At 71.0% G+C, this 19,626-nt stretch carries 15 protein-coding genes and 1 tRNA gene; 7 read left to right on the plus strand and 9 right to left on the minus strand.

Going from position 1 to position 19,626, the window contains the following annotated elements:
- Positions 1-45: 45 nt before the first annotated feature.
- A complete protein-coding gene (locus BJ986_RS06185) occupies positions 46-1,407 on the plus strand; it encodes an aminotransferase-like domain-containing protein (protein WP_179421191.1) in 1,362 nt (453 codons plus the stop codon).
- A 337-nt stretch (positions 1,408-1,744) separates the two neighbouring features.
- On the opposite strand, the gene BJ986_RS06190 is transcribed toward BJ986_RS06185, so the two are convergent.
- Positions 1,745-1,830: transfer RNA gene (locus tag BJ986_RS06190), tRNA-Ser, on the minus strand.
- Positions 1,831-1,975: 145 nt separating this feature from the next.
- Here BJ986_RS06190 and BJ986_RS06195 point away from each other — a divergent pair.
- The 5 genes from BJ986_RS06195 to BJ986_RS06215 all read left to right on the plus strand — a co-directional run bounded on the left by BJ986_RS06195 (position 1,976) and on the right by BJ986_RS06215 (position 8,238).
- Positions 1,976-2,308, plus strand: coding sequence for a YtxH domain-containing protein (locus BJ986_RS06195; protein ID WP_179421192.1), 333 nt, complete (start codon positions 1,976-1,978; stop codon positions 2,306-2,308).
- A 545-nt stretch (positions 2,309-2,853) separates the two neighbouring features.
- A complete protein-coding gene (locus BJ986_RS06200) occupies positions 2,854-4,536 on the plus strand; it encodes a S8/S53 family peptidase (RefSeq protein ID WP_179421193.1) in 1,683 nt (560 codons plus the stop codon).
- Positions 4,536-5,129 carry an RNA polymerase sigma factor gene (locus tag BJ986_RS06205; protein ID WP_179423555.1) on the plus strand — a complete coding sequence of 198 codons (594 nt, stop codon included), beginning with the start codon at positions 4,536-4,538 and terminating at the stop codon, positions 5,127-5,129. Before BJ986_RS06200 ends, BJ986_RS06205 begins: the two co-directional genes overlap by 1 nt.
- Complete coding sequence (locus BJ986_RS06210) at positions 5,126-5,626, plus strand: hypothetical protein (RefSeq protein WP_179421194.1); 501 nt, start codon at positions 5,126-5,128, stop codon at positions 5,624-5,626. Before BJ986_RS06205 ends, BJ986_RS06210 begins: the two co-directional genes overlap by 4 nt.
- A gap of 41 nt (positions 5,627-5,667) precedes the next feature.
- Positions 5,668-8,238, plus strand: a complete 2,571-nt coding sequence (locus tag BJ986_RS06215) for a CHAT domain-containing protein (protein WP_179421195.1) — start codon at positions 5,668-5,670, stop codon at positions 8,236-8,238.
- On the opposite strand, the gene cysE is transcribed toward BJ986_RS06215, so the two are convergent.
- Both cysE and cysK read right to left on the minus strand, forming a co-directional pair.
- On the minus strand, positions 8,199-8,798 hold the full coding sequence (gene cysE / locus BJ986_RS06220) for a serine O-acetyltransferase (protein WP_179421196.1): 600 nt from the start codon (positions 8,796-8,798) through the stop codon (positions 8,199-8,201). The two genes, BJ986_RS06215 and cysE, sit on opposite strands and share 40 nt — an antisense overlap.
- Before the next feature lie 81 nt (positions 8,799-8,879).
- The gene (cysK, locus tag BJ986_RS06225) at positions 8,880-9,806 is read right to left on the minus strand and encodes a cysteine synthase A (protein WP_179421197.1); all 927 of its coding nucleotides are present in this window, start codon (positions 9,804-9,806) and stop codon (positions 8,880-8,882) included.
- Positions 9,807-10,036: 230 nt separating this feature from the next.
- Between cysK and BJ986_RS06230 the strand changes: the two genes are divergently transcribed.
- Positions 10,037-12,334 (plus strand): (Fe-S)-binding protein, encoded by a 2,298-nt coding sequence (locus BJ986_RS06230; RefSeq protein ID WP_179421198.1) that lies wholly within the window; start codon positions 10,037-10,039, stop codon positions 12,332-12,334.
- A gap of 218 nt (positions 12,335-12,552) precedes the next feature.
- On the opposite strand, the gene BJ986_RS06235 is transcribed toward BJ986_RS06230, so the two are convergent.
- The 6 genes from BJ986_RS06235 to BJ986_RS06260 form a co-directional block, all read right to left on the minus strand.
- Complete coding sequence (locus tag BJ986_RS06235) at positions 12,553-13,314, minus strand: 1-acyl-sn-glycerol-3-phosphate acyltransferase (RefSeq protein WP_202881192.1); 762 nt, start codon at positions 13,312-13,314, stop codon at positions 12,553-12,555.
- A gap of 36 nt (positions 13,315-13,350) precedes the next feature.
- A complete protein-coding gene (locus tag BJ986_RS06240; RefSeq protein WP_179421200.1) occupies positions 13,351-15,783 on the minus strand; it encodes a LuxR C-terminal-related transcriptional regulator in 2,433 nt (810 codons plus the stop codon).
- Positions 15,784-16,050: 267 nt separating this feature from the next.
- Entirely contained in the window at positions 16,051-16,971 is a 921-nt protein-coding gene (locus BJ986_RS06245) for an ABC transporter substrate-binding protein (RefSeq protein ID WP_337794914.1), read from the minus strand.
- Positions 16,972-16,991: 20 nt separating this feature from the next.
- Positions 16,992-17,774, minus strand: coding sequence for an ABC transporter permease (locus tag BJ986_RS06250; RefSeq protein WP_179421201.1), 783 nt, complete (start codon positions 17,772-17,774; stop codon positions 16,992-16,994).
- Positions 17,771-18,418, minus strand: a complete 648-nt coding sequence (locus BJ986_RS06255; RefSeq protein WP_179421202.1) for an ABC transporter permease — start codon at positions 18,416-18,418, stop codon at positions 17,771-17,773. Before BJ986_RS06255 ends, BJ986_RS06250 begins: the two co-directional genes overlap by 4 nt.
- Positions 18,415-19,533, minus strand: a complete 1,119-nt coding sequence (locus BJ986_RS06260) for an ABC transporter ATP-binding protein (protein ID WP_179421203.1) — start codon at positions 19,531-19,533, stop codon at positions 18,415-18,417. Before BJ986_RS06260 ends, BJ986_RS06255 begins: the two co-directional genes overlap by 4 nt.
- Between the last annotated feature and the right edge of the window lie 93 nt (positions 19,534-19,626).

A 19,626-nucleotide genomic window follows, 5' to 3' on the forward strand; every position in this document is an offset into this window, starting at 1 on the left:
ATCCACCCACTGGTAACACAATATTGTTATTGCTATGGTACAAAGATGTCCGCCACTCTCTCGGCCCTGGAGCAGCGCCTCGACCAGCCCACCGCGAAGGGGCTGGCCCACGCAGTCTCCGCCGCGATCCGCGACGGCGTGCTGTCCGCTGGAGACCGGCTGCCTCCCATTCGCACGGTGGCGGCACAGCTGGCACTGTCCCCCACCACGGTCAGCGCCGCCTGGGGGCTGTTGGCGCGCTCGGGCGCGGTGAGCACCGACGGCCGGCGCGGCACGACCGTCCTCGACCAGCGCGGGCCGAGCGGGGGCAGGTACCGGCAGGCGCTGCGCCACGAGTCGGACTTCACCGTCGACCTGTCCACCGGCGTGCCCGACCCGCGCCTGCTTCCCTCCCTCGGACCGGTCCTCGCGCAGCTCACCTCCAGCCCGACCGGCAGCTACCTGGACGACCCCGTCCTGCCCGAGCTCGCCGCGGTGCTGCGTGCCGACTGGCCGTGCGCCGCGACCGACCTCGCCGTCGTGGATGGCGCCATGGACGCCATGGACCTCATCGTGCGCACCTCGTTGCGCTACGGCGACCGCGTCGTGGTCGAGGACCCGGGGTTCCCGCCGCTGGTCGACCTCCTCGAGTCCGTGGGCGTGCAGCTCGTCGGCGTGCACCTGGACGCGGAGGGGCTCGTACTCGCCGGGCTGGAGGCCGCCCTCGCCGAACCGGTCGCTGCCATCTTCCTCCAGCCCCGGGCCCAGAACCCGGTGGGGGTCACGATGACCGCGACCCGCGCCAAGGCGATCGCCGACCTGCTCGAGGGGTCCGAAACCCTTGTGGTGGAAGACGATTCGGCTGCCGGCCTGTCCGCGGCCGACCTCGCCAGCATCGGCCGGTGGAGGCCTGGCCACACGGCATACATCCGGTCGTTCTCGAAGTCGCACGGACCCGACCTGCGGCTCGCGGCACTCAGCGCGCCGCCGGCACTGCACCGGGCCATCACGGCCCGGCGCGAGCTCGGTCAGGGGTGGTCGAGCCGGTTGCTGCAACAGGTGCTGCTGGGCCTGCTCACCAGCCCTGCGGCCCAGGACGAGGTCGCAGCGGCGACCGCGACGTATGCCGCGCGCCGCGCCCACGTGGTCGACGCGTTGGCTCGACGAGGCATCGAGGTGCCGGGGTCGGAGGGCATCAACATCTGGGTGCCGGTGCACGACGAGACCGCGGCCGTCGTGCGGTTGGCCAGCCAGGGAATCGGTGTCGCGCCTGGTGCGCCCTTCCGGCTCGGGGCCCCGGACGGCGCGCCGGAGGGCGGCGGGCACCTGCGGGTGACGGTCGGGGCAGCAGGCGACGACCTCGACGGGCTGGCGCAGGCGCTGGCGGACGCAGCGCTCGCCGGGGGTCGGCCGGCGCGGGCCCGCTGAGTGTGGCATCGCTGCCCGTGGACGGCGCGAAGGCCGGGCTGCAGGGTTGCCCGGCCTCCGGCCCGCCGCCCGAAAGCGGACGCCTCTTTCCCCCGACCACAAACGCTAATGGTCGGTCCTACTCTTCAGGATCGTTCAATTCGCGTATGACTGCACCCGGAGTGATGAGGTCGCGATCCAATTTTTCTAGATTTTCACGGCAATTGGGACCCGTCGCCGGGGAGCGACCGGCCTGCGCCCGGGCGTGTCGCGGGGTCGGAACCCCGCACGCGGAGGGCGTGGGAACCGTCGCGGCTCGTTCCTCGCCGCTCCTCCCGAATCCCGCATGCTCAATGTGCGGAGGGCGTGGGATTCGAACCCACGATGGGTGTAACCCATAGCGGTTTTCAAGACCGCCGCACTAGGCCACTATGCGAGCCCTCCTTGGCCCCACGGCATACCCGCGAGGCCAGAGGACACGGTATCGCCCGTCACCGGCTGCCAGCGTCCGACCACTCCGCCGTCGACTGGGCAGGCCGCTGACCAGCGGATTTGTTAGGGTCGAACGAACCGACCAAAGGAGCGAACCATGGCAAAGCTCACCTTCCTCGCCGGTCTCGCTGCGGGCTACGTGCTCGGGGCCAAGGCCGGTCAGAAGCGTTACCAGCAGATCAAGACCCAGACCGACCGCATCTGGGGCAGTGCACCGGTCCAGGCCCGGGTCGACACGGTCAAGCAGGTCGTCAAGGACCAGGCGCCCTTGGTGGCGGCCAGGCTCGGTGATGTCGCGAAGACCGCCGGCGCCAGCGCCAAGGAGCGGCTCACCGGTGAGCAGCTCCCCGAGACCCTGCACCGCGGGACCGATGGACGGCTGCACGCCGACACCACCGGTTTCGGACCCGGGCCGGGCAAGCTGCCCTGACCTCGAGGTAGACCGCCCGGGCTCACGGCCACGGGTACACCGGAAGCGCGCACAGCGGAAGCGGCACGGCATACGGAGTCTGTATGCCGTGCCGCTCCTGTGTTGCTGGACTCAACGGCGTCGCCGAGGAGGCCCGGCTGGGCGCGTGCTGGGTACCCCCGACCAGCACCTTCCACAACCTGACCTACCCGGCGACGCGCCCCGAAGGGCGGGATGGCAGCACGCCCCCACGAACTGCCGCCCGGCCCGCTGGCACCCCTGTGACCAGCGGTCCTTCATCGCCCGGACCCGTCGCCCCCTGCGACAGGTCCTGCACGACATGTGGCGTCCTCTCCGTTGTGTCCTCCTCGGTCCCCCGACCAGGTCTGACACTGGACAAGAGCGGGCAGGGCGGGCCCTGATACATCGCCGGTGAGGAAAACTTCCGACGAGTTCGCGACGGCCGTCCGGTATCACCCGGCCGGTCAGGTTCTCCTGTCAGATGAGGCATTCCCTCACTACGCTGAACACCGCACGCCGTGGTCGGCACGACCTCAGGAGATCCGATGGCCGCATCAGCCCCCCCGCCGTCCTCGGGGCCGGGACCCGCACCCTGGGTCGCGATCCCCCGCTCGGCGGCGCGACGCCTCGACGTGCGCGTGCTCGATCCCGCCAAGGCGGTGCGGCTCGACGGTGACGACGCCCTCGCCCCCACCCTGTATGCCGGCAACCAGCTCCTCGTGCGGGGCCTCGCGACGCGGTCGGCGCAGGGCCCCATCAGCGCGCTCACGGCCATCGCCGAGCGGCTGGGCTACTCCGTCCAGGCCCACCGCGACGAGCGCTTCGAGGCCTTGGTCGAGCAGAACGAGCTCGGCGAGGTGGTCGACCTGGCCGTGTCGACGACCGTGCGGTTCCGGCCCTTGCCGGATCGTCCCGTCGTGGCTCCCGATGCCTGGCTGATCCTGCAGACCCTGCGGGCGCAGGACCCGGAGTCGGCGAAGGCCGTGAGCCTCAGCCACATCGTGACTGCGTCGGGCTACGGGTCCGGCGTGGGCTACGGCTCGGGTGTCGGGTACGGCTCCGGCGTGGGCTACGGCTCCGGTGTCGGCTACGGCTCCGGCGTGGGCTATGGATCCGGCGTGGGCTACGGCTCGGGCGTGGGTGACGAAGACGTGCAGATGCCCGGTGGCGGGCCCTCGCCCCGCTGCCCGGTGGCCTGGGCAGGAGCTGCGCCCCGGGGCGTGGTCCGGGGCGAGAAGCACGAGGGGGGCGGCGGCGGCGACCGGGACTCCGACGACGCCGCGGCACCGGTGGTGGCGCTGCTCGACACCGGACTCGGGGAGCACCCCTGGTTCACCGACGGCATCATCCGCGACGTGACCGTCGACGGCATACCGATCGGCTTGCGGTTCAACCCTGACGACGACCCGGAGCTGTCCGGCTGCACGCTCGACCGGGTCAACGGGCTGCTCGACCCGTTGGCGGGTCACGGCACCTTCATCGCAGGAGTGGTGCGCCAGCACTGCCCGCAGGCCACGCTGCTGGTCGTCCCGGTCATGTTCGGCGACGGCGTCACCGACGAGGCTTACCTCGTCGAGACCCTCGGACTGCTCTACGTCCGCCAGCTGCTCGCCCTCTCCGACCGCGACAAGGGACCGGCGATCGACGTCCTGTCGCTCTCGCTGGGCTACTACCACGAGACGCCCGGCGCGTTCGATGACGAGCCTGCATTCTTCGGCATCCTGCGGGCACTGGCCGGCACCGGCGTGGCCGTGGTGGCCGCGGCAGGGAATGGCGGCACCAACCACGAGTTCTACCCTGCGGCCTTCGCTGTCTCGGAAGGGTTCGAGGTGCCCCTGGCGAGTGTGGGCACCTACAACCCGGACGGGCGCACGGTGTCGGTCTACTCCAACACCGGACACTGGGTACGGGCCTACCGCTGCGGGACCGCGGTCGTCAGCACGATGCCAGTCACCTTCAACGGCAGCCTGCGGCCGGTCCTGCACCAGCCGGCCGGCGCGGACCCGGCCCGCGGGTCGTGCGACCCCGACGACTTCTCGAGCGGCTTCGCCCTCTGGAGTGGCACCTCGTTCGCGGCGCCGGCGTATGCCGGTGACCTCGCCTCACACCTGCACCGGGAGTGCTGGGCCGAGGTCCGGGGCCTCACGGTCCGGGGCGCGGAGCTCGCCAAGGCCCGCGTCGACGCACTGGCCAAGGCTGTCGCCCGGCTCGACGAGGACGAGCGGTGATGCAGGCCGAGGGCGGCACCCGCAGCCTCGCCGAGCTCGCAGCCCGTGCCTTCGCCGACTACCGGGACGGGCGCCCCGAGGCGATGTCACAGCTGGTGGACAGCACCACCACGCTGCTGTGGCACACCGCCCGGGCGCAGGGGCTCAGCGGCCCGCAGGCCGAGGACGTCGTGCAGAACACCTGGCTGTCGCTGGTCCAGCACGCGTCGGGGATCGCGGATCCGCAAGGTGTGCTGAAGTGGCTGCTCACCACCACCCGGCGCGAGGCCTGGGCCGTGTCGCGGCGGTCTCGGCGCGAGGACGTGCGAGACGACATGGGCGACGCGATGCCCGATGTCGCCCCGACCTCGGACGAGCCGGCCGCAGTCGTCGTGCGCAGCCAGGAGCAGAGGTTGCTGTGGCGTCACTTCAAGGACCTGCCCGAGCGGTGCCAGCAGCTCCTGCGGGTGATCGCCCTCGCTGACCGGCCCGACTACGCGCAGGTCGCCGAGGCGCTCGGCATGCCCGTCGGCAGCATCGGACCCACCCGCGGGCGCTGCCTGGCCAAGCTCCGAAGTGCCCTGATCGGCGACCCCGGGTGGGCGACGTCGTGAGCGCCGACGGCGACTGGGAGGCCGCGGCCCTCGGCGAGATCGACGACCAGGACCTCAGGGCGCTCGCGATGCTCCGGACCGTCCTGCAGGCCAGCGACCCGGTGCCGAGCGGCCTGGCCGAGCGTGCGAAGTTCGCGATGTCGGTGGCTGCCCTAGAGGCGGAGGTCGCGGAGATCACGACGACGACCGCCGAGCTCGCCGGAGTGCGTTCCACGCAGTACGACCGCGCCGGCACGATCACCTTCTCCAGCGACCAGCTCAGCGCGATGATCACCATCGAGATGCTGGAGGGCGGCGGAGCGCGGCTGAGCGGCTGGGTCACCACCGGGCCCACTCACGTCGAGCTGCGCGAGCGGTCCCGCACCCAGGAGACCACCACCGACGACGCCGGCCGGTTCGCCTTCGCCTCCGTCGAACGCGGACTGGTCCACCTCGTCCTGCGCCGCCTCGACGAGCCGCAGGGCCGGCCGGTCATCACTCCCGCCATCGAGATCTGAGGTACGACATCGAGGTTGCTGACCACCAGGTCGCCGAGCTCTTGGCCCGAGCGCGGAACCTCAACGAGATCGGCAGGTTCCGCGAGGCCGAGCGCGACCTTCGGCGCGCCCTCGTGCTTGCTGACGGCCTGGACGGCGAGGAACGCGTCGCCACGCGCGCGCGGCTGCTCATCACGCTCGCCTGGCCGACCCTGGCGCTGCACGGCCTGGACCAGGCCCTCGCCATGCTCGCCGAGTCGCGCGAGCAGAGCGACTCGCCGCGGCTGCGCGCGCTGAGCTGGATCCAGGAGGCGGTCGTGCACGTCTCCTGCCAGGACTGGCGGGCGGCTCTCGATGCCCTGAACAGGCTCGGCGACACCGACGGGCTCCTGGTGCCCAGTGAGGAGGTCGCGGCCCGCATCAACGCGGGACTCGCCCACCTCTCCCTGCTGGAGCTCGCGCCCGCTCGCGCCGAGCTCCTCTCCGCGCTCGAGATCTGTGTCGCCAATGGGCTCGTGGAGAAGGAGTTCAAGGTCAGGCACAACCTGGGCTGCCTCGAGTACTACGCCGGCCGGCTCCCCGAAGCAATCCGCCTCATGCGCGAGGCCGACGAGATGGACGTGCAGGTGGGCCGGGTCAGGGCCCAGCACGACCTCGCGCTGGTCCTGCTGGAGGCGGGGTTGCTCGACCAGGCGCGCGAGACGCTGACGCGGGCGCTCGACGAGGCCCGGCACGACGGCCACCGCCTCGAGGAGGCCGACCTCCGCCTGGACCTCGCGACGACGGCCCTGCTGCGCGACGAGCTCTCGACAGCGCGGCAGCACCTCGACGCCGCGGTGGCCGCGTTCCGCGCACGAGGGGCGGGCGAGCGTCAGCGGAGCGCCGCACTGCTGCGCGCATGGGTGGCCGTGACGGAGGGGGTCGTGCCGCGCGGGTTGGACCGCACCCTCGCACCCTGGCTGGGCGTCGACCGACCGGTCACCCCCGACGAGCGGCTCGCGGCGCGGGTGCACGTCGAGTCCCTGTTGCTGCGGGGCCGCGTCGCCGAGGCCGGGTATGCCGTGCAGAGGCTGCGGGGCAGGGCACGCCAGGGCTTCGCCGCCGACATGCATGATCGACTGCTCGTTGCGAAAGTCGCTGCGGCACAGGGCAACAGCTCCGGCTCTCGCAGAGCAGTGCGCTCGGCCATGCACCGGCTGACCCAGCGACAGGCCCCCAGCCAGAGCGTCGAGATCCGGTCGGCCCTCGCTCTGCACGGGCGAAGGATCGCGGACTTCGACGTGAACGACGCGCTCGCGAGCGGGTCACCCGTGCGGGTCTTCGAGGCGGTCGAGCGATGGCGCGCGGTGTCGCACCGCCTGCCGCTGTTGTCCGGCCCCCAGGACGGGCGCTCGGCCGAGCTGGTCGCCGAGCTGCGCCAGGCCCGTCGTGAAGGTGCCGCGCCCGGCGAGGAGGGGGCCAGGCACCGTGCTCGCGCCACCGAGCTCGAGTGGGAGGTGAGCCGCCTGGACTGGTCGCGGGCCGAGGACGACGGGGGCGCGACAGCCGGGGGCGCGACAGGCGGCGGCACGACAGGCGGCGGCACGACACGCGTGGCGCCGGTCGGGCATGCCGCGGCGCGGGACCTGCTCGGGTCCCGCGGCGAGCAGGGCCTGGTGTGGGTCGCGCAGGACGGTGAGGAGTACCTCCTGGTCGTGACCCCCAGGCGGACCCGGCTGCACCACGTGGGCTCGGCGTCAGAGGTCGCGGCGCTGGCCGACCGCCTCGCGCGCGACCTGCACGCGCACGCCTTCGCCGGCACGAACCCGGCCCTGGAGGCAGCCGTGGGCCGGGCCGTGGCTGGTTCGGTGGCCGCGCTCGACGCGAGGCTCTTCGCCGACGTGCAGCTGGCCGACGGACCTGTCGTCGTGGTCCCCGGGCGCACCCTGATGGCGGTGCCGTGGGGGATGCTGCCCACCCTCGCGGGTCGCCCGGTCACCATCGCCCCCTCGGTGACTCGGTGGGCCGTGCCGCTGCTGGCCACCGAGGTCGATCCGCCTGGCCGGCTCAAGGTCACCACCCTGACGGGGCCGCGACTGGAGCGGGCGGCCGCCGAGGCCGAGGCGGTGGCCCGCGTGTGGGAAGGGGTCGGCGCCCTGTCGAACCGCCAGGAGGCCGCAACGGCGGAGGCCGTCAGGGACGCGCTGGCCCGCGACGGCGTGGTCCACGTGGCCGCGCACGGCACCCACGAGCGGCAGAGCCCGTGGTTCTCGTCACTGCACATGGCCGACGGGCCGGTCTTCGCGCACGAGCTCCGGCGCCGGGCGACGGCCCGCCACGTCGTGCTCTCCGCCTGTGACGTGGGACGGCTCGACCCCCGCCCCGGCGACGAGCCGCTCGGGCTGACGGCCGCCCTGATGGCCTTGGGCGTGCGCAGCATCGTCGCGCCGGTGGCCCCGGTCTCTGATGCTGTGGCAGCCGACGCGATGGTGGCCTACCACCGGCGTCTGGCCCGCGGCGACTCCGCGTCGCAGGCCCTGGCCGCGACCCTCGCCGAGCATCCGGGTGCCGGCGCGTTCTGCCTCTACGGCACGGACTGGCGCCCGGAGACCTCTCAGATCCAGAGGGCGGGGTCCTTGAACATCGCCTCGTAGGGGTCCTCGTGTCCCTGGGGGAACCGGATCGTGGCGGGGATCCCCGTCGCGATCGCACCCGCGGGGACGTCCTTGACCACGACGGAGTTCGCGCCGATCTGCACGTCGTCACCGATGTAGACGGGGCCGAGGATGCGAGCGCCGGCACCGATGGTGATCCGCGACCCCAGGGTGGGGTGGCGCTTCACCTTCTGCAGCGACCGGCCGCCCAGGGTGACGCCGTGGTAGAGCATGACGTCGTCCCCGACCTCGGCGGTCTCGCCGATGACGACACCCATCCCGTGGTCGATGAAGAACCGGTGGCCGATCACTGCACCCGGATGGATCTCGACACCGGTCACCGAGCGGACGAGGGTCATCACGACGCGAGCCACCGGCTTCGCCAGGCCACCACGCAACCAGAGGCGATGGGCGAACCGGTACGCCCAGATCGCATGCAGGCCGGGCGAGTTCAGGGCGACGTCCACCCGCGACGTCGCGGCCGGGTCGCGCGCGATCGCGGCGTCGAGGTCGTCGACGACACGGCTGCGCGCGCGCCGGGCATACAGTGCGAGGGTCACGGAGGAAGCGCCACCTAGGGTCGGGTCGGTCAGTCGAGCAGGTCAGTCGGGCAGGTCAGTCGAGCAGGTCAGTCGGGAAGGTCAGTCGAGGAGGTCGGAGAAGAGGATCGTCGACAGGTAGCGCTCACCGAACGACGGGATGATGACGACGATGGTCTTGCCGGCGTTCTCCGGGCGCCGGGCGACCTGGTCGGCCGCCGCGAGCGCTGCGCCCGAGGAGATCCCGACGAGCAGGCCCTCCTCCTTGGCGGCACGCTTGGCCCACTCGACCGCCGTCTCGGCGTTGATGTCGATGACCTCGTCGTAGATCGTGCGGTCCAGGATCTCGGGCACGAAGTTGGCACCCAGGCCCTGGATCTTGTGCGGGCCCGGCTCGCCACCGTTGAGGATCGGCGACTCGGCCGGCTCCACGGCGACCATCTGGACGCCCGGCTTGCGGTCCTTGAGGACCTGGCCGACCCCGGTGATCGTGCCACCGGTGCCGATCCCCGCCACGACGATGTCGACCGCGCCGTCGGTGTCCTTCCAGATCTCCTCGGCCGTCGTCCGGCGGTGGATCTCCGGGTTGGCCTCGTTGGCGAACTGCCTCGCGAGGATCCCGCCACGCTCGGCCGCGATCTCCTCGGACTTCGCCACCGCGCCCTTCATGCCCAGCGCGCCCTCGGTGAGGACCAGCTCGGCGCCATAGGCACGCAGCAGCGCGCGGCGCTCCTTGCTCATCGTCTCGGGCATGGTGAGGACCACGTTGTAGCCGCGCGCCGCGCCCACCATGGCGAGCGCGATCCCCGTGTTGCCCGAAGTGGCCTCGACGATGGTGCCGCCGGGCTTGAGCTCACCCGCCGCCTCGGCCGCATCGATGATCGAGACCCCGATGCGGTCCTTGACGGACGAGGCGGGGTTGTAGAACTCGAGCTTCGCGGCGACGGTGGCCTCGCTGTCGATCAACCGGTTGATCCGCACGAGGGGCGTGTTGCCGATGAGCTGGGTGACGTCGTCATAGATGGGCATGCGGGCTTCCTTGCGTCGTCGTATGCCGCGTGCCTGCCGTGCGCGCGGACGTGGGCGTTCGTCCTGTTCAGCGAACCAGACGTTATGTGTATTCCAACAGATCGTTATGCGATCTGGCAACGCGCGTTCAGGCTGCGGGCGTCGTGAACTGGTCACACGGCATACGACGCGCATTTGAGCCTGCTCACAATGGGGTAAGCAGGCGCTTACCGGACAGTAGAGTGACGGCCATGTCTGCGCTCCAGATCGTCGCGCTCGTCGTCTGCGGGGTGGTCACCCTGGTGGCCGTCGCGTTGTTCGCCCGGGTGGTCCGGCACTTCCTGTCCGTCTTCCGCCTGGGGCAGCCCGACGGCGCCCGCACGAATGACAAGGGCGCGCGGACGGTGACGTTGCTGCGCGAGTTCCTGGGGCACACCCGGATGTCGCGGCTGCCGGTCGTCGCGGTGGCGCACTGGTTCACGATGATCAGCTTCGGGGTGCTGTTCTTCACGCTGGTCAACGCGTTCGGGCAGCTGGTCAAGCCTGACTTCGCGCTCCCGCTGATCGGGCACTTCTTCCCGTACGAGTGGGTGACGGAGTTCTTCGCGTGGACCGGCCTGGTCGGCATCGTCACGCTGATGGCGATCCGGCAGAAGAACCACCCGCGCTCGGCGGCCGGTGAGGGTGGCCGCCGGTCGCGGTTCTTCGGGTCGACGTTCTGGCAGGCCTACTACGTCGAGCTGACCATCCTCGGCGTGACGATCTGCATCATCACCCTGCGCGGGCTCGAGTACGCGCTGGAGGCCAAGGGCGGCACCACGGGCACGACGGCCGTCGGTCACGCGAACGCGCTGCACTACCCGCTGACCGGGTGGCTCGGCGGGCTGTTCCACGGCGCCTCGGTGGGCACCCTGGAGAACGTCGTCGTCGTCGTGGCGGCGGTCAAGATCCTCATCTCGTTCGCCTGGATGATCACCATCTCGCTGCAGCCCACCATGGGCGTGGCGTGGCACCGCTTCCTGGCGTTCTTCAACATCTTCCTCAAGCGCCACGCTGACGGCCGCACCTCCCTCGGGGCTCTGCAGCCGATGGTGGTGGGCGGTCAGCCGGTGGACTTCGAGAACATCGAGGACCTCGACGAGGACGCCGCGCTCGGAGTCGGCAAGGTCGAGGACTTCACCTGGAAGGGCCTGCTGGACTTCACGACCTGCACCGAGTGCGGTCGCTGCCAGTCCCAGTGCCCCGCCTGGAACACCGAGAAGCCGCTGTCGCCCAAGCTGCTCGTGATGGCGATGCGCGACCACGCGCACGCGAAGGCCCCCTGGCTGCTCGCCACCGAGGACACCCGGGATTCGCTCGGCGAAGGCGCCGCCGCGCTGGCCGAGGCGCCGCTCATCGGCGACACCGGCTACGACATCACCAACCCGCTCGCGGCATACAACCCGCACGGTCCTGACGCCGTCATCGACCAGGATGTGCTGTGGTCGTGCACCACCTGTGGCGCGTGCGTGGAGCAGTGCCCGGTCGACATCGAGCACGTCGACGCGATCGTCGACATGCGCCGCTACCAGGTGCTGATCGAGTCGGCGTTCCCGAACGAGCTCGGTGGCCTGTTCAAGAACCTCGAGAACAAGGGCAACCCGTGGGGCATGGCCGCCCGCGCCCGCCTCGACTGGGCCAAGGACCTGCCGTTCCCGGTGAAGATCCTCGGTCAGGACGTCGAGTCCGCCGACGAGGTGGACTACCTGTTCTGGGTCGGCTGCGCCGGCGCGTACGAGGACCGCGCCAAGAAGACCACCCGCGCCGTGGCCGAGCTGCTCGACCAGGCCGGGGTCAGCTTCGCGATCCTCGGCGACGGCGAGTCCTGCACCGGTGACTCCGCCCGCCGGGCCGGCAACGAGTTCCTCTTCCAGATGCTCGCGCAGCAGAACGTCGAGACCCTCAACGAGGCCGGCGCCACCAAGATCGTGGTCACCTGCGCGCACTGCTTCAACACCATCAAGAACGAGTACCCCCAGCTCGGCGGCAAGTACGAGGTCGTCCACCACACCCAGCTGCTCAACCGCCTCGTGCGCGAGAAGAAGCTGGTCCCGGTCGCGCGCCCGGCCGACGTGCCCGGCAAGTCCTCCACCAAGGACGTCGCCTCCACCGCCGCCACGGTCACCTACCACGACCCCTGCTACCTCGGCCGCCACAACGGTGTCTACGCGCCACCCCGCGAGCTGATCGGCGCCCTGCCCGGCGTCGAGCTCAAGGAGATGGAGCGCACCAAGGAGAAGTCGTTCTGCTGCGGCGCCGGTGGTGCCCGCATGTGGATGGAGGAGAAGCTCGGCACGCGGATCAACACCAACCGCACCGAAGAGGCCATCGACACCGGCGCCGAACGGATCGCGATCGGCTGCCCGTTCTGCCGGGTGATGATGTCCGACGGCCTCACCGCAGCCCAGTCCGAGGGCAAGGGCGAGGACGTCGAGGTCGTCGACGTCGCCCAGATGCTCCTCGCCGCCGTCAAGCGCCGCGACGACGTCGAGCCCGCCCCCGTTTCCTGACCGCCCCCGCTTCCTGACCGCCCCCGCTTCCTGACCGCCCCCGCTACTTGACCGCCCCCGGTACCTAACCTCTGCTAGCAGAGGTCGGTCGGCTCAGCAGAGGGTGCAGCCTGCGCTGAGTCAGGCACCCTCTGCTAGCAGAGGGTGCGACAGGGGCCGCGGGGCACGTATGCCGCGTGGTCTGCCGGGGCTGTCGGGCGGGTATGCCGCGGGTCGGGTCAGCGGGGGGCGTCGGCTCGGCTGACGGCCGCCTCGTCCAGCGCCCTCGCGACGTCGACGGTCGGTGCCGCACCCCCTCGCGAGGCGGGCCACCACCAGGCGCTCGCCGGGTCGTGCGGCGGCTGGGCGTAGCCCGTCACCAGCTCGTCGACCATGTCGGCCAGCCGGTCGTGCAACCGCGCCGTGAGCTCCTCCGCGGTCTCGCCGTCGAAGGGGGTGAGCGGCTCGCCGACGACCACGTCGACTGCCGTGCCGCGACGCAGCGAGTAGCGACCGTCGACGGTGAGGATGCGGTGGATGCCCCAGTGCGCCACCGGCACCAGCGGCGCCCCCGTCGCCAGGGCGAGGTAAGCCGCGCCGCGCCGGAAGTCCGCGCGCTCCTTCACCATGAACGCCCGCCCGATCGTCGCCTCGGGGTACACCCCCACGACCTCACCGGCACACAGTGCCTGCCATGCCTGCCTCGCCGCGAGCTCCCCGTGCGCGCGGTCGACGGGCAGGTGCCGCATCGCCCGCATCAACGGTCCGGACAGCCGCGACCGGAAGACTGACTCCTTGGCCATGAACCGCACGAGCCGGCCACGCTGGACACCGACCAGGCCGACGAACATGAAGTCGAGGAAGCTGCTGTGGTTCGCTGCCACGACCACGGGCCCCTGCGCGGGGAGCCGGTCCGCTCCGGACACGGTGATCCGCACGCCGAGCGCACGGAACAACCCACGACAGAGCCCGATCACGAGGCGGTAGGTGAGGTCGGGCACGCAGGGCATTCGGAGCCGCTCCCGGCGCCGGCTTGCTTAGGCGATCTCGACCATCAGGGCGGCCAGCTTGGCCCGCGAGGCGATCTCGAGCTTGCGGAAGATGTGGGACAGGTGCGCGTCGACCGTGCGCGGTGAGACGAACAGCTGCTCGGCGATCTGCCGGCTGGTCAGTCCCTCGGCCACCAGCTCGGCGACCCCGCGCTCGGCCTTGGTCAGGACGTTCAGCGGTGAGGACGACGCCTCGGTCGGGGCCTCGCCGGCAAACAGACCCGTCACTGCGGCGACCCCCTGCGCGCTGAACTGCCCGTGCTCGAGCCACCCGGCGGGACAGTCGCGAATCGCCCCCGCGGCATACGCGACTCCGGGACGGTCGCGTCCCACGGCGCGGCGGCTGACGCGCAGCGCTGCCGCTGCCCCCGCCACCGCCCGGTATGCCGGGTTGCCTGACTCCGCGGCGATGGCGGCCAAGCCGTCGAGCGCGTCCGCGGCCCGCAACGGCATCGGGACCTCTGTCGCGCGCCGCAGCACGGACAGGTAGGACGCCTGCGCCTGGGCGGGCTCACCCAGGGACATCAGGGCGTCAGCCACCAGCAGCCTCGCCTCCACCGCGTCACGCCCCAGCCGGCTGCTGTCGGCCAGCACCACGATGTCGGCCGCCCGACCGGCAGCCCGGCTGACGTCGCCGGCCGACAACAGCTCGCGGGCATCCTGGAGCTGGACGATCAGGCGGACGGCCCACGGCAGGGACTCGGCGTCGACGGCGATGCCCCGCGTGCCCGACACCATGCGGTGCACCGTGTCGGCGAGCAGCGCGATGCGGTCCTCGCGGATCTCCTCGGCCTGGGTGCGGGCGAAGAGTGCCAACGAGGCGGCCTCGACCAACCGGCCCTGCTCGTAGGCGATCTTGGCCTGCAGGGTGCGGGCGGACAGTGCGATCCACAGCTCATCCGGAGGGGGCGCGTCCACGATGGCGGCCGCCAGCCTCTCGGCTTCGGCGAAGTCACCGGCCGAGACGCAGACATCCATCAGGGTCCGCCGGACCTGGCGGATGACGTAGGGGTCGCCGCCACCCAGCGCAAGGGTCCGCTCGACATCGGCGCGGGCGGCGGCCAGGTCCCCGGCATCGAGGTGCATCTCGGCCCGGATGGCGGCAGTGCGGGCCAGCTCGACGTCACGCATCGGCCCCTCCAGCGCGCTGGCGTGCTCTTCGGACCGGTCGAGCAGGCGCAGCCCTTCGTAGGTGCCACGCACCTCGGATGCACAGATGCCCGCTCGACGTGCCAGCTGCGAGCCGATGATGGGCGGCCCGTCCCCGCTGGCGAGCGCAGCGTCCATCATCTCCAGGGCTTCGCGGGCGCGCATGGCGGCTGACAGGGAGGGGAAGGCCCGGTTGGCGATGGCGTAGCCGCGTGGTCGCGTGGCGTCGACCGCGCACGCCTGCCTGACCGCGGCATCGACGAGGCTCAGCTGGCTGAGGAAGGCAGCATCGGCTGATCCCTCGTTGACGGCCTGCGGGACGACCAGGTCGGCCCAGGCCAGCAGCCCGGCCAGGGACTCCTCGGCATCGTCCGTGTGCTGCGCGAGGGAGCGCCCGACCTCCCTGATCGGCGGCAGCATGTCGAACGTCCCATCGGGGTTCACCTCGACGAGGCTGCGCCGAGCCAGGGCTGACGCGAGCTGGACGGCTTGGGGACGGCTGACGCCGCAGACGTCGGCGAGGACGTCGAGCCCGAGCGGGCGCCCGACCACCGCAAGGCGCCGGAAGCACTGCTGCTGTGCCGGGTCGAGCAGGTCGTAGGACCGGCGCACCGCCTCCTCGAGGGTGCCCGTCGGCGAGACGTCGCTGACCCCGATGAGCGCGATCTGGACGGCGAGCTGCTCCACCAGGGACGGCAGGCCCCCGCTGGCCCGCAGCACCCGGCGCAGGATGTCGTGATGCTTGTCGAGGTCCACGGAGTGCCCGCCCGCGGCGGCGATGCGGGCCAGCAGCAGCTCGAGGGCGGGACCTTCGAGCGGGCCGCGCGGCGAGGGGACGGGCAGTGGCGGCAGCTTCAGGACCTGTTCGTGGGGGCGTCCTGCCACGGTGGTCGCGGTGCACAGGAGGCGGAAGTCCTCGGCGTCCTCGACGAGGTCGTTGAGGACGCCGCCCAGCCCATCGATGGCGTCCACCCCGTCGAGCACCAGCAACAGGTCGCGGCCGTCAAGGGCGCGCCGCAGGGCCAACGTGGGCGAGTCACCCGGGGCGACCTCGGCATCGAGGGCGTCGAGGCAGGCAGTCACCAGGGACTCGGTTGTCGAGTGCCGGTGGCCGGGCACCCAGGCCACGCTGGGCGCAGCGCTGGCGATGTGCCGTGCCACGAGCGTCTTCCCGCACCCCGGAGCCCCGGTCAGGGTGACCCACCGAGCGCTGCTGAGCAGGAGCCGGAGGCGATCGAGGACGTCGTCGCGACCCACGCACGGAGTCAGCATCCGGACAGGCTATCGAAAACGCGCTGCCCAATATCGGTGGTTTCACCGATGCCGGACGCCACCGCGTCGGGCACTCTGGTGCACACGGAGATCACTGGATCCGATGTTGCGGGAAGTGCGGAGGGGCGCCTCCCGATGCAGCGGAGCTGGGATGGGCGGACCGGGGGGTCACGCCGAAAGGCCGGGTGTGGGTTCCGGAGGAAACCACACCCGGCCTTCAACGTGTCCGGGTCCTGCAGGCCTCAGCGAAGGCCTTTCTGAGTCTGCTCAGCCGAGGCTGTTCTTGCTCAGGAACTCCTTGGCCACGGCGTCAGGGTCTTTCTTGTCCACGACGACCTCCTTGAGCAGGGCCGCCAGGGTCGCCGTGTCGAGCTTCGCCGACACCGCGTTGAGGGCACCCTCGATAGTCGGGTTGCTCTTGCTCTTGGTGATGAGCGGCACGACGTTCTGCGCGGCATACATGCTCTTGGGGTCCTCGAGCGCCACGAGGTTGTTGGCCGCGATGCTCGGGTCGGTGGTGAAGAGGTCACCGGCGTCGATCTGGCCGTTCTTGAGGGCGGCCAGGGTGAGCGGGCCACCGGCGTCGAGCGGACGGAAGGTCTTGAAGTCCAGGCCGTAGATCGCCTTGAAGCCGGGCAGGCCGGTCATCCGGGTCTTCCACTCGGGCGGCCCACCCACGGTGAGCTGGGCGGACTTGCCCTTGAGGTCCGCGATGGACTTGACGCCGAGGGAGTCCGCCTTGGACTTCTTCATCACCAAGGCGTCCTTGTCCTCCGCGGCCGACTTGTTCAGGACGATGAGCGTGGGCGGCAGGGCCGCCTTGAGCTCGGCGTAGACGCCCTCGCTGTCGGTGGCCTTGGCGTTCTTGTTGAAGTACTGGCTGAGCACGCCGGTGTACTCGGGGATCAGGTCGATCGACCCGTCCTTGAGGGCCGGGATGTAGGCCTCGCGAGCGCCGATGTTGAGCTTCTTGTCGACAGTGATGCCTTTGGCCTTGAGTGCGCCGGCGTAGATCTCGGCCAGCAGCGCGCTCTCGGGGAAATCGGCCGAGCCGACCGTGATCGTGCCTGCGGCCGAGCTGGAGCTGCCGCCGCCCTTGGCGAGCGGGTCGCTGGAGTTGCCGCACGCGGCGGTGGCCATCAGAGCCGCCGCTGTGGCGATCGTCAGGGTGATCTTGCTGATCTTCACGAAACCGCTCCTACCGTTGGTCAACTGGGCTGGGAATCCACCGTACGCTGCGCGACCGGAATCTCTACATCAAGGGGGGTATTTGATCGCTGGGTGGACAGCGCCGACGCCGATCGCCCGCTGGACCGGCCGGTCAGACCCGGCGACACGGCATACCGCTGCACGACGGCGAGCAGTGCGTCGACGACGAGGGCCAGGACCGCGACCACGATCGCTCCGGACACCATCTGCTCGTACTGGAGGATCTTCTGGCCGTCGATGAGGAAGCGACCGAGACCACCCGCACCGGTGATGGCGGCCAGCGTCGTGGTGGCGATGACCTGCAGCGTGGCGGAGCGGAACCCCGAGAAGATCAGGGGCAGGGCGTTCGGCACCTCGACCTTGCGAAGGACCTGCATGCCAGTCATGCCCATCCCCTTGGCGGCGTCGCGTGCCGCCGGGTCGACTCCCTCGACCCCCGCGTAGGCGCCGGCCATGAGGGGTGGGATCGCCAGCACGATGAGCACGATGAACACCGGCACGAGGAAGGCGTTGTCGCCGCTGATCTTCGGGAACAGCCAGAGCACCATGAGGTAGAGCAGGCCCAGGCTGGGGATCGCCCGCGCGGCACCGGCCAGGTTGACGACGAACAGACGGCCACGGCCGGTGTGCCCGATCGCCAGCCCCAGCGGGATCGCGATCAGGGCCGCGACCGCCAGGGCCAGGGCGGAGTACCACAGATGCTCGAAGATCCGAGTCGGTATGCCGTCGGAGCCGGACCAGTGCGACGGGTCGGTGAGCCAGGCGAACGTCTTGTTGATCATGCGCGTGCCCCCGTGGCCCGGACCCAGGGAGTGGCCAGCCGGGTGATGAGCAGGATCACGGCGTCGAAGAGGAGGGCCAGGACCACGCAGGCCACGATGCCGACGAAGAGCGGGTCGTAGAAGTCGCGGTCGAAGCCGTCGCTGAAGAACAGGCCGAGCTGGTTGACCCCGATGATCGTGCCGACGCTGACGATGCTGACGTTGCTCACCGCAGCGACCCGCAGGCCGGCGGAGATCACGGGGACCGCGAGCGGCAGCTCGATGGCGAAGAACCGCCTGACGCGGGTGTAGCCCATCGCCGTCGCGGCCTGCTGGACGTGGTCGGGCACCGAGCCGAGCGCGTCGGCGACGGTGCGCACCAGCAGGGCCACGGTGTAGAGGGTCATCGCGACGACGACGTTGATCGGGTCGAGCGCCCTCGTGCCCAGGATGACGGGGAGGATGACGAACAGGGCCAGGCTGGGGATCGTGTAGAGCAGGCCGAAACCAGCGGTGAACGGCGCATAGAGGCGCGGGTAGCGCCGCGCGAGCCACCCCAGCGGCAGGGCCAGCAGCAGACCGATGACGAGCGGGACGCCCGCGAGGTAGCTGTGCTGGAGCGCCCGGCTCCAGACAACGTCGAGGTGGTCGAGGAACCAGGTCATGGCACGGGCGTCCCGGGCGCCTCCGGGTGCGCCAGCTCGGGCCGCTCGGTCTCCTCGATGGCGGTCAGCACCTCGTGGGCGCGGACCGTGCCGACGAGCGAGCCGCTGTCGTCGACGATCACCCCGCGACGGCTCGGGCTGGAGAGGGCGGAGTCGAGCGCGGCGCGCAGCGGGCCGCTCGCCTTGGCGACGGTGCCACCGCGGTGCAGCATCTCGGTGCGGATCTGCCCCTTGATGCGCGCTGGCTCCACCCAGCCCAACGGGTGGTTGTGCTCGTCGACGACGAGGAGCCAGTCGGCGTCCACCCCGTCGGCGCTCTCCCCCATCGCGACGGTGCGTTCGGGAGCGAGCGGCAGCTGCGGGGTGGCCTGGAAGGAGAGCGCACGGTAGCCGCGGTCGCGGCCCACGAAGTCCGCCACGAAGTCGTCGACGGGGTGGGAGAGCAGGTATGCCGGTGCGGCGATCTGGGCGAGGTGCCCGCCGACCTTGAGCACCGCCACCTGGTCACCGAGCTTGATCGCCTCGTCGATGTCGTGGGTGACGAAGATGATGGTCTTGCCGAGGTCGCCCTGCAGCCGCAGGAACTCGTCCTGGAGCTGCTCGCGGACCACGGGGTCCACCGCGCTGAAGGGCTCGTCCATGAGCATGACGGGCGGGTCGGCCGCGAGGGCGCGCGCGACCCCGACGCGTTGCTGCTGGCCGCCGGAGAGCTGTGCGGGGTAGCGCTTGGCGAACGCCGGATCGAGGCCGACGCGCTCGAGGAGCTCCATCGAACGCTTCTTGGTCTCGGTCTTGTCCATCCCCAGCAGTCGCGGGACGGTGGAGACGTTGTCGAGCACGGTGCGGTGCGGGAACAGGCCTGCGTGCTGGATGACGTACCCGATGCCGCGACGCAGGTCGGACTCCTTCATCCGCCCCGTGTCCTGGCCATCCAGCGTGATGGTGCCCGAGGTCGGTCGGATCATCCGGTTGATCATCCGCAGTGACGTCGTCTTGCCGCATCCGGACGGGCCCACCAGCACGGTGATCTTGCCGCTGGGTGCCTCGAAACTGAGGTGGTCGACGGCGACCGTGCCGTCAGGAAACTGCTTCGTGACACCGTCGAAGACGATCATGTCGATCAACCTAACCCAGCGCACCGACAGACGCGATCACCTTCGCGCCCCCGGTTGACCTGCGACGGCGCCGGGAGCGCGATACTGACCGGC

The organism is Pedococcus badiiscoriae (assembly GCF_013408925.1).
Taxonomy (GTDB): domain Bacteria; phylum Actinomycetota; class Actinomycetes; order Actinomycetales; family Dermatophilaceae; genus Pedococcus; species Pedococcus badiiscoriae.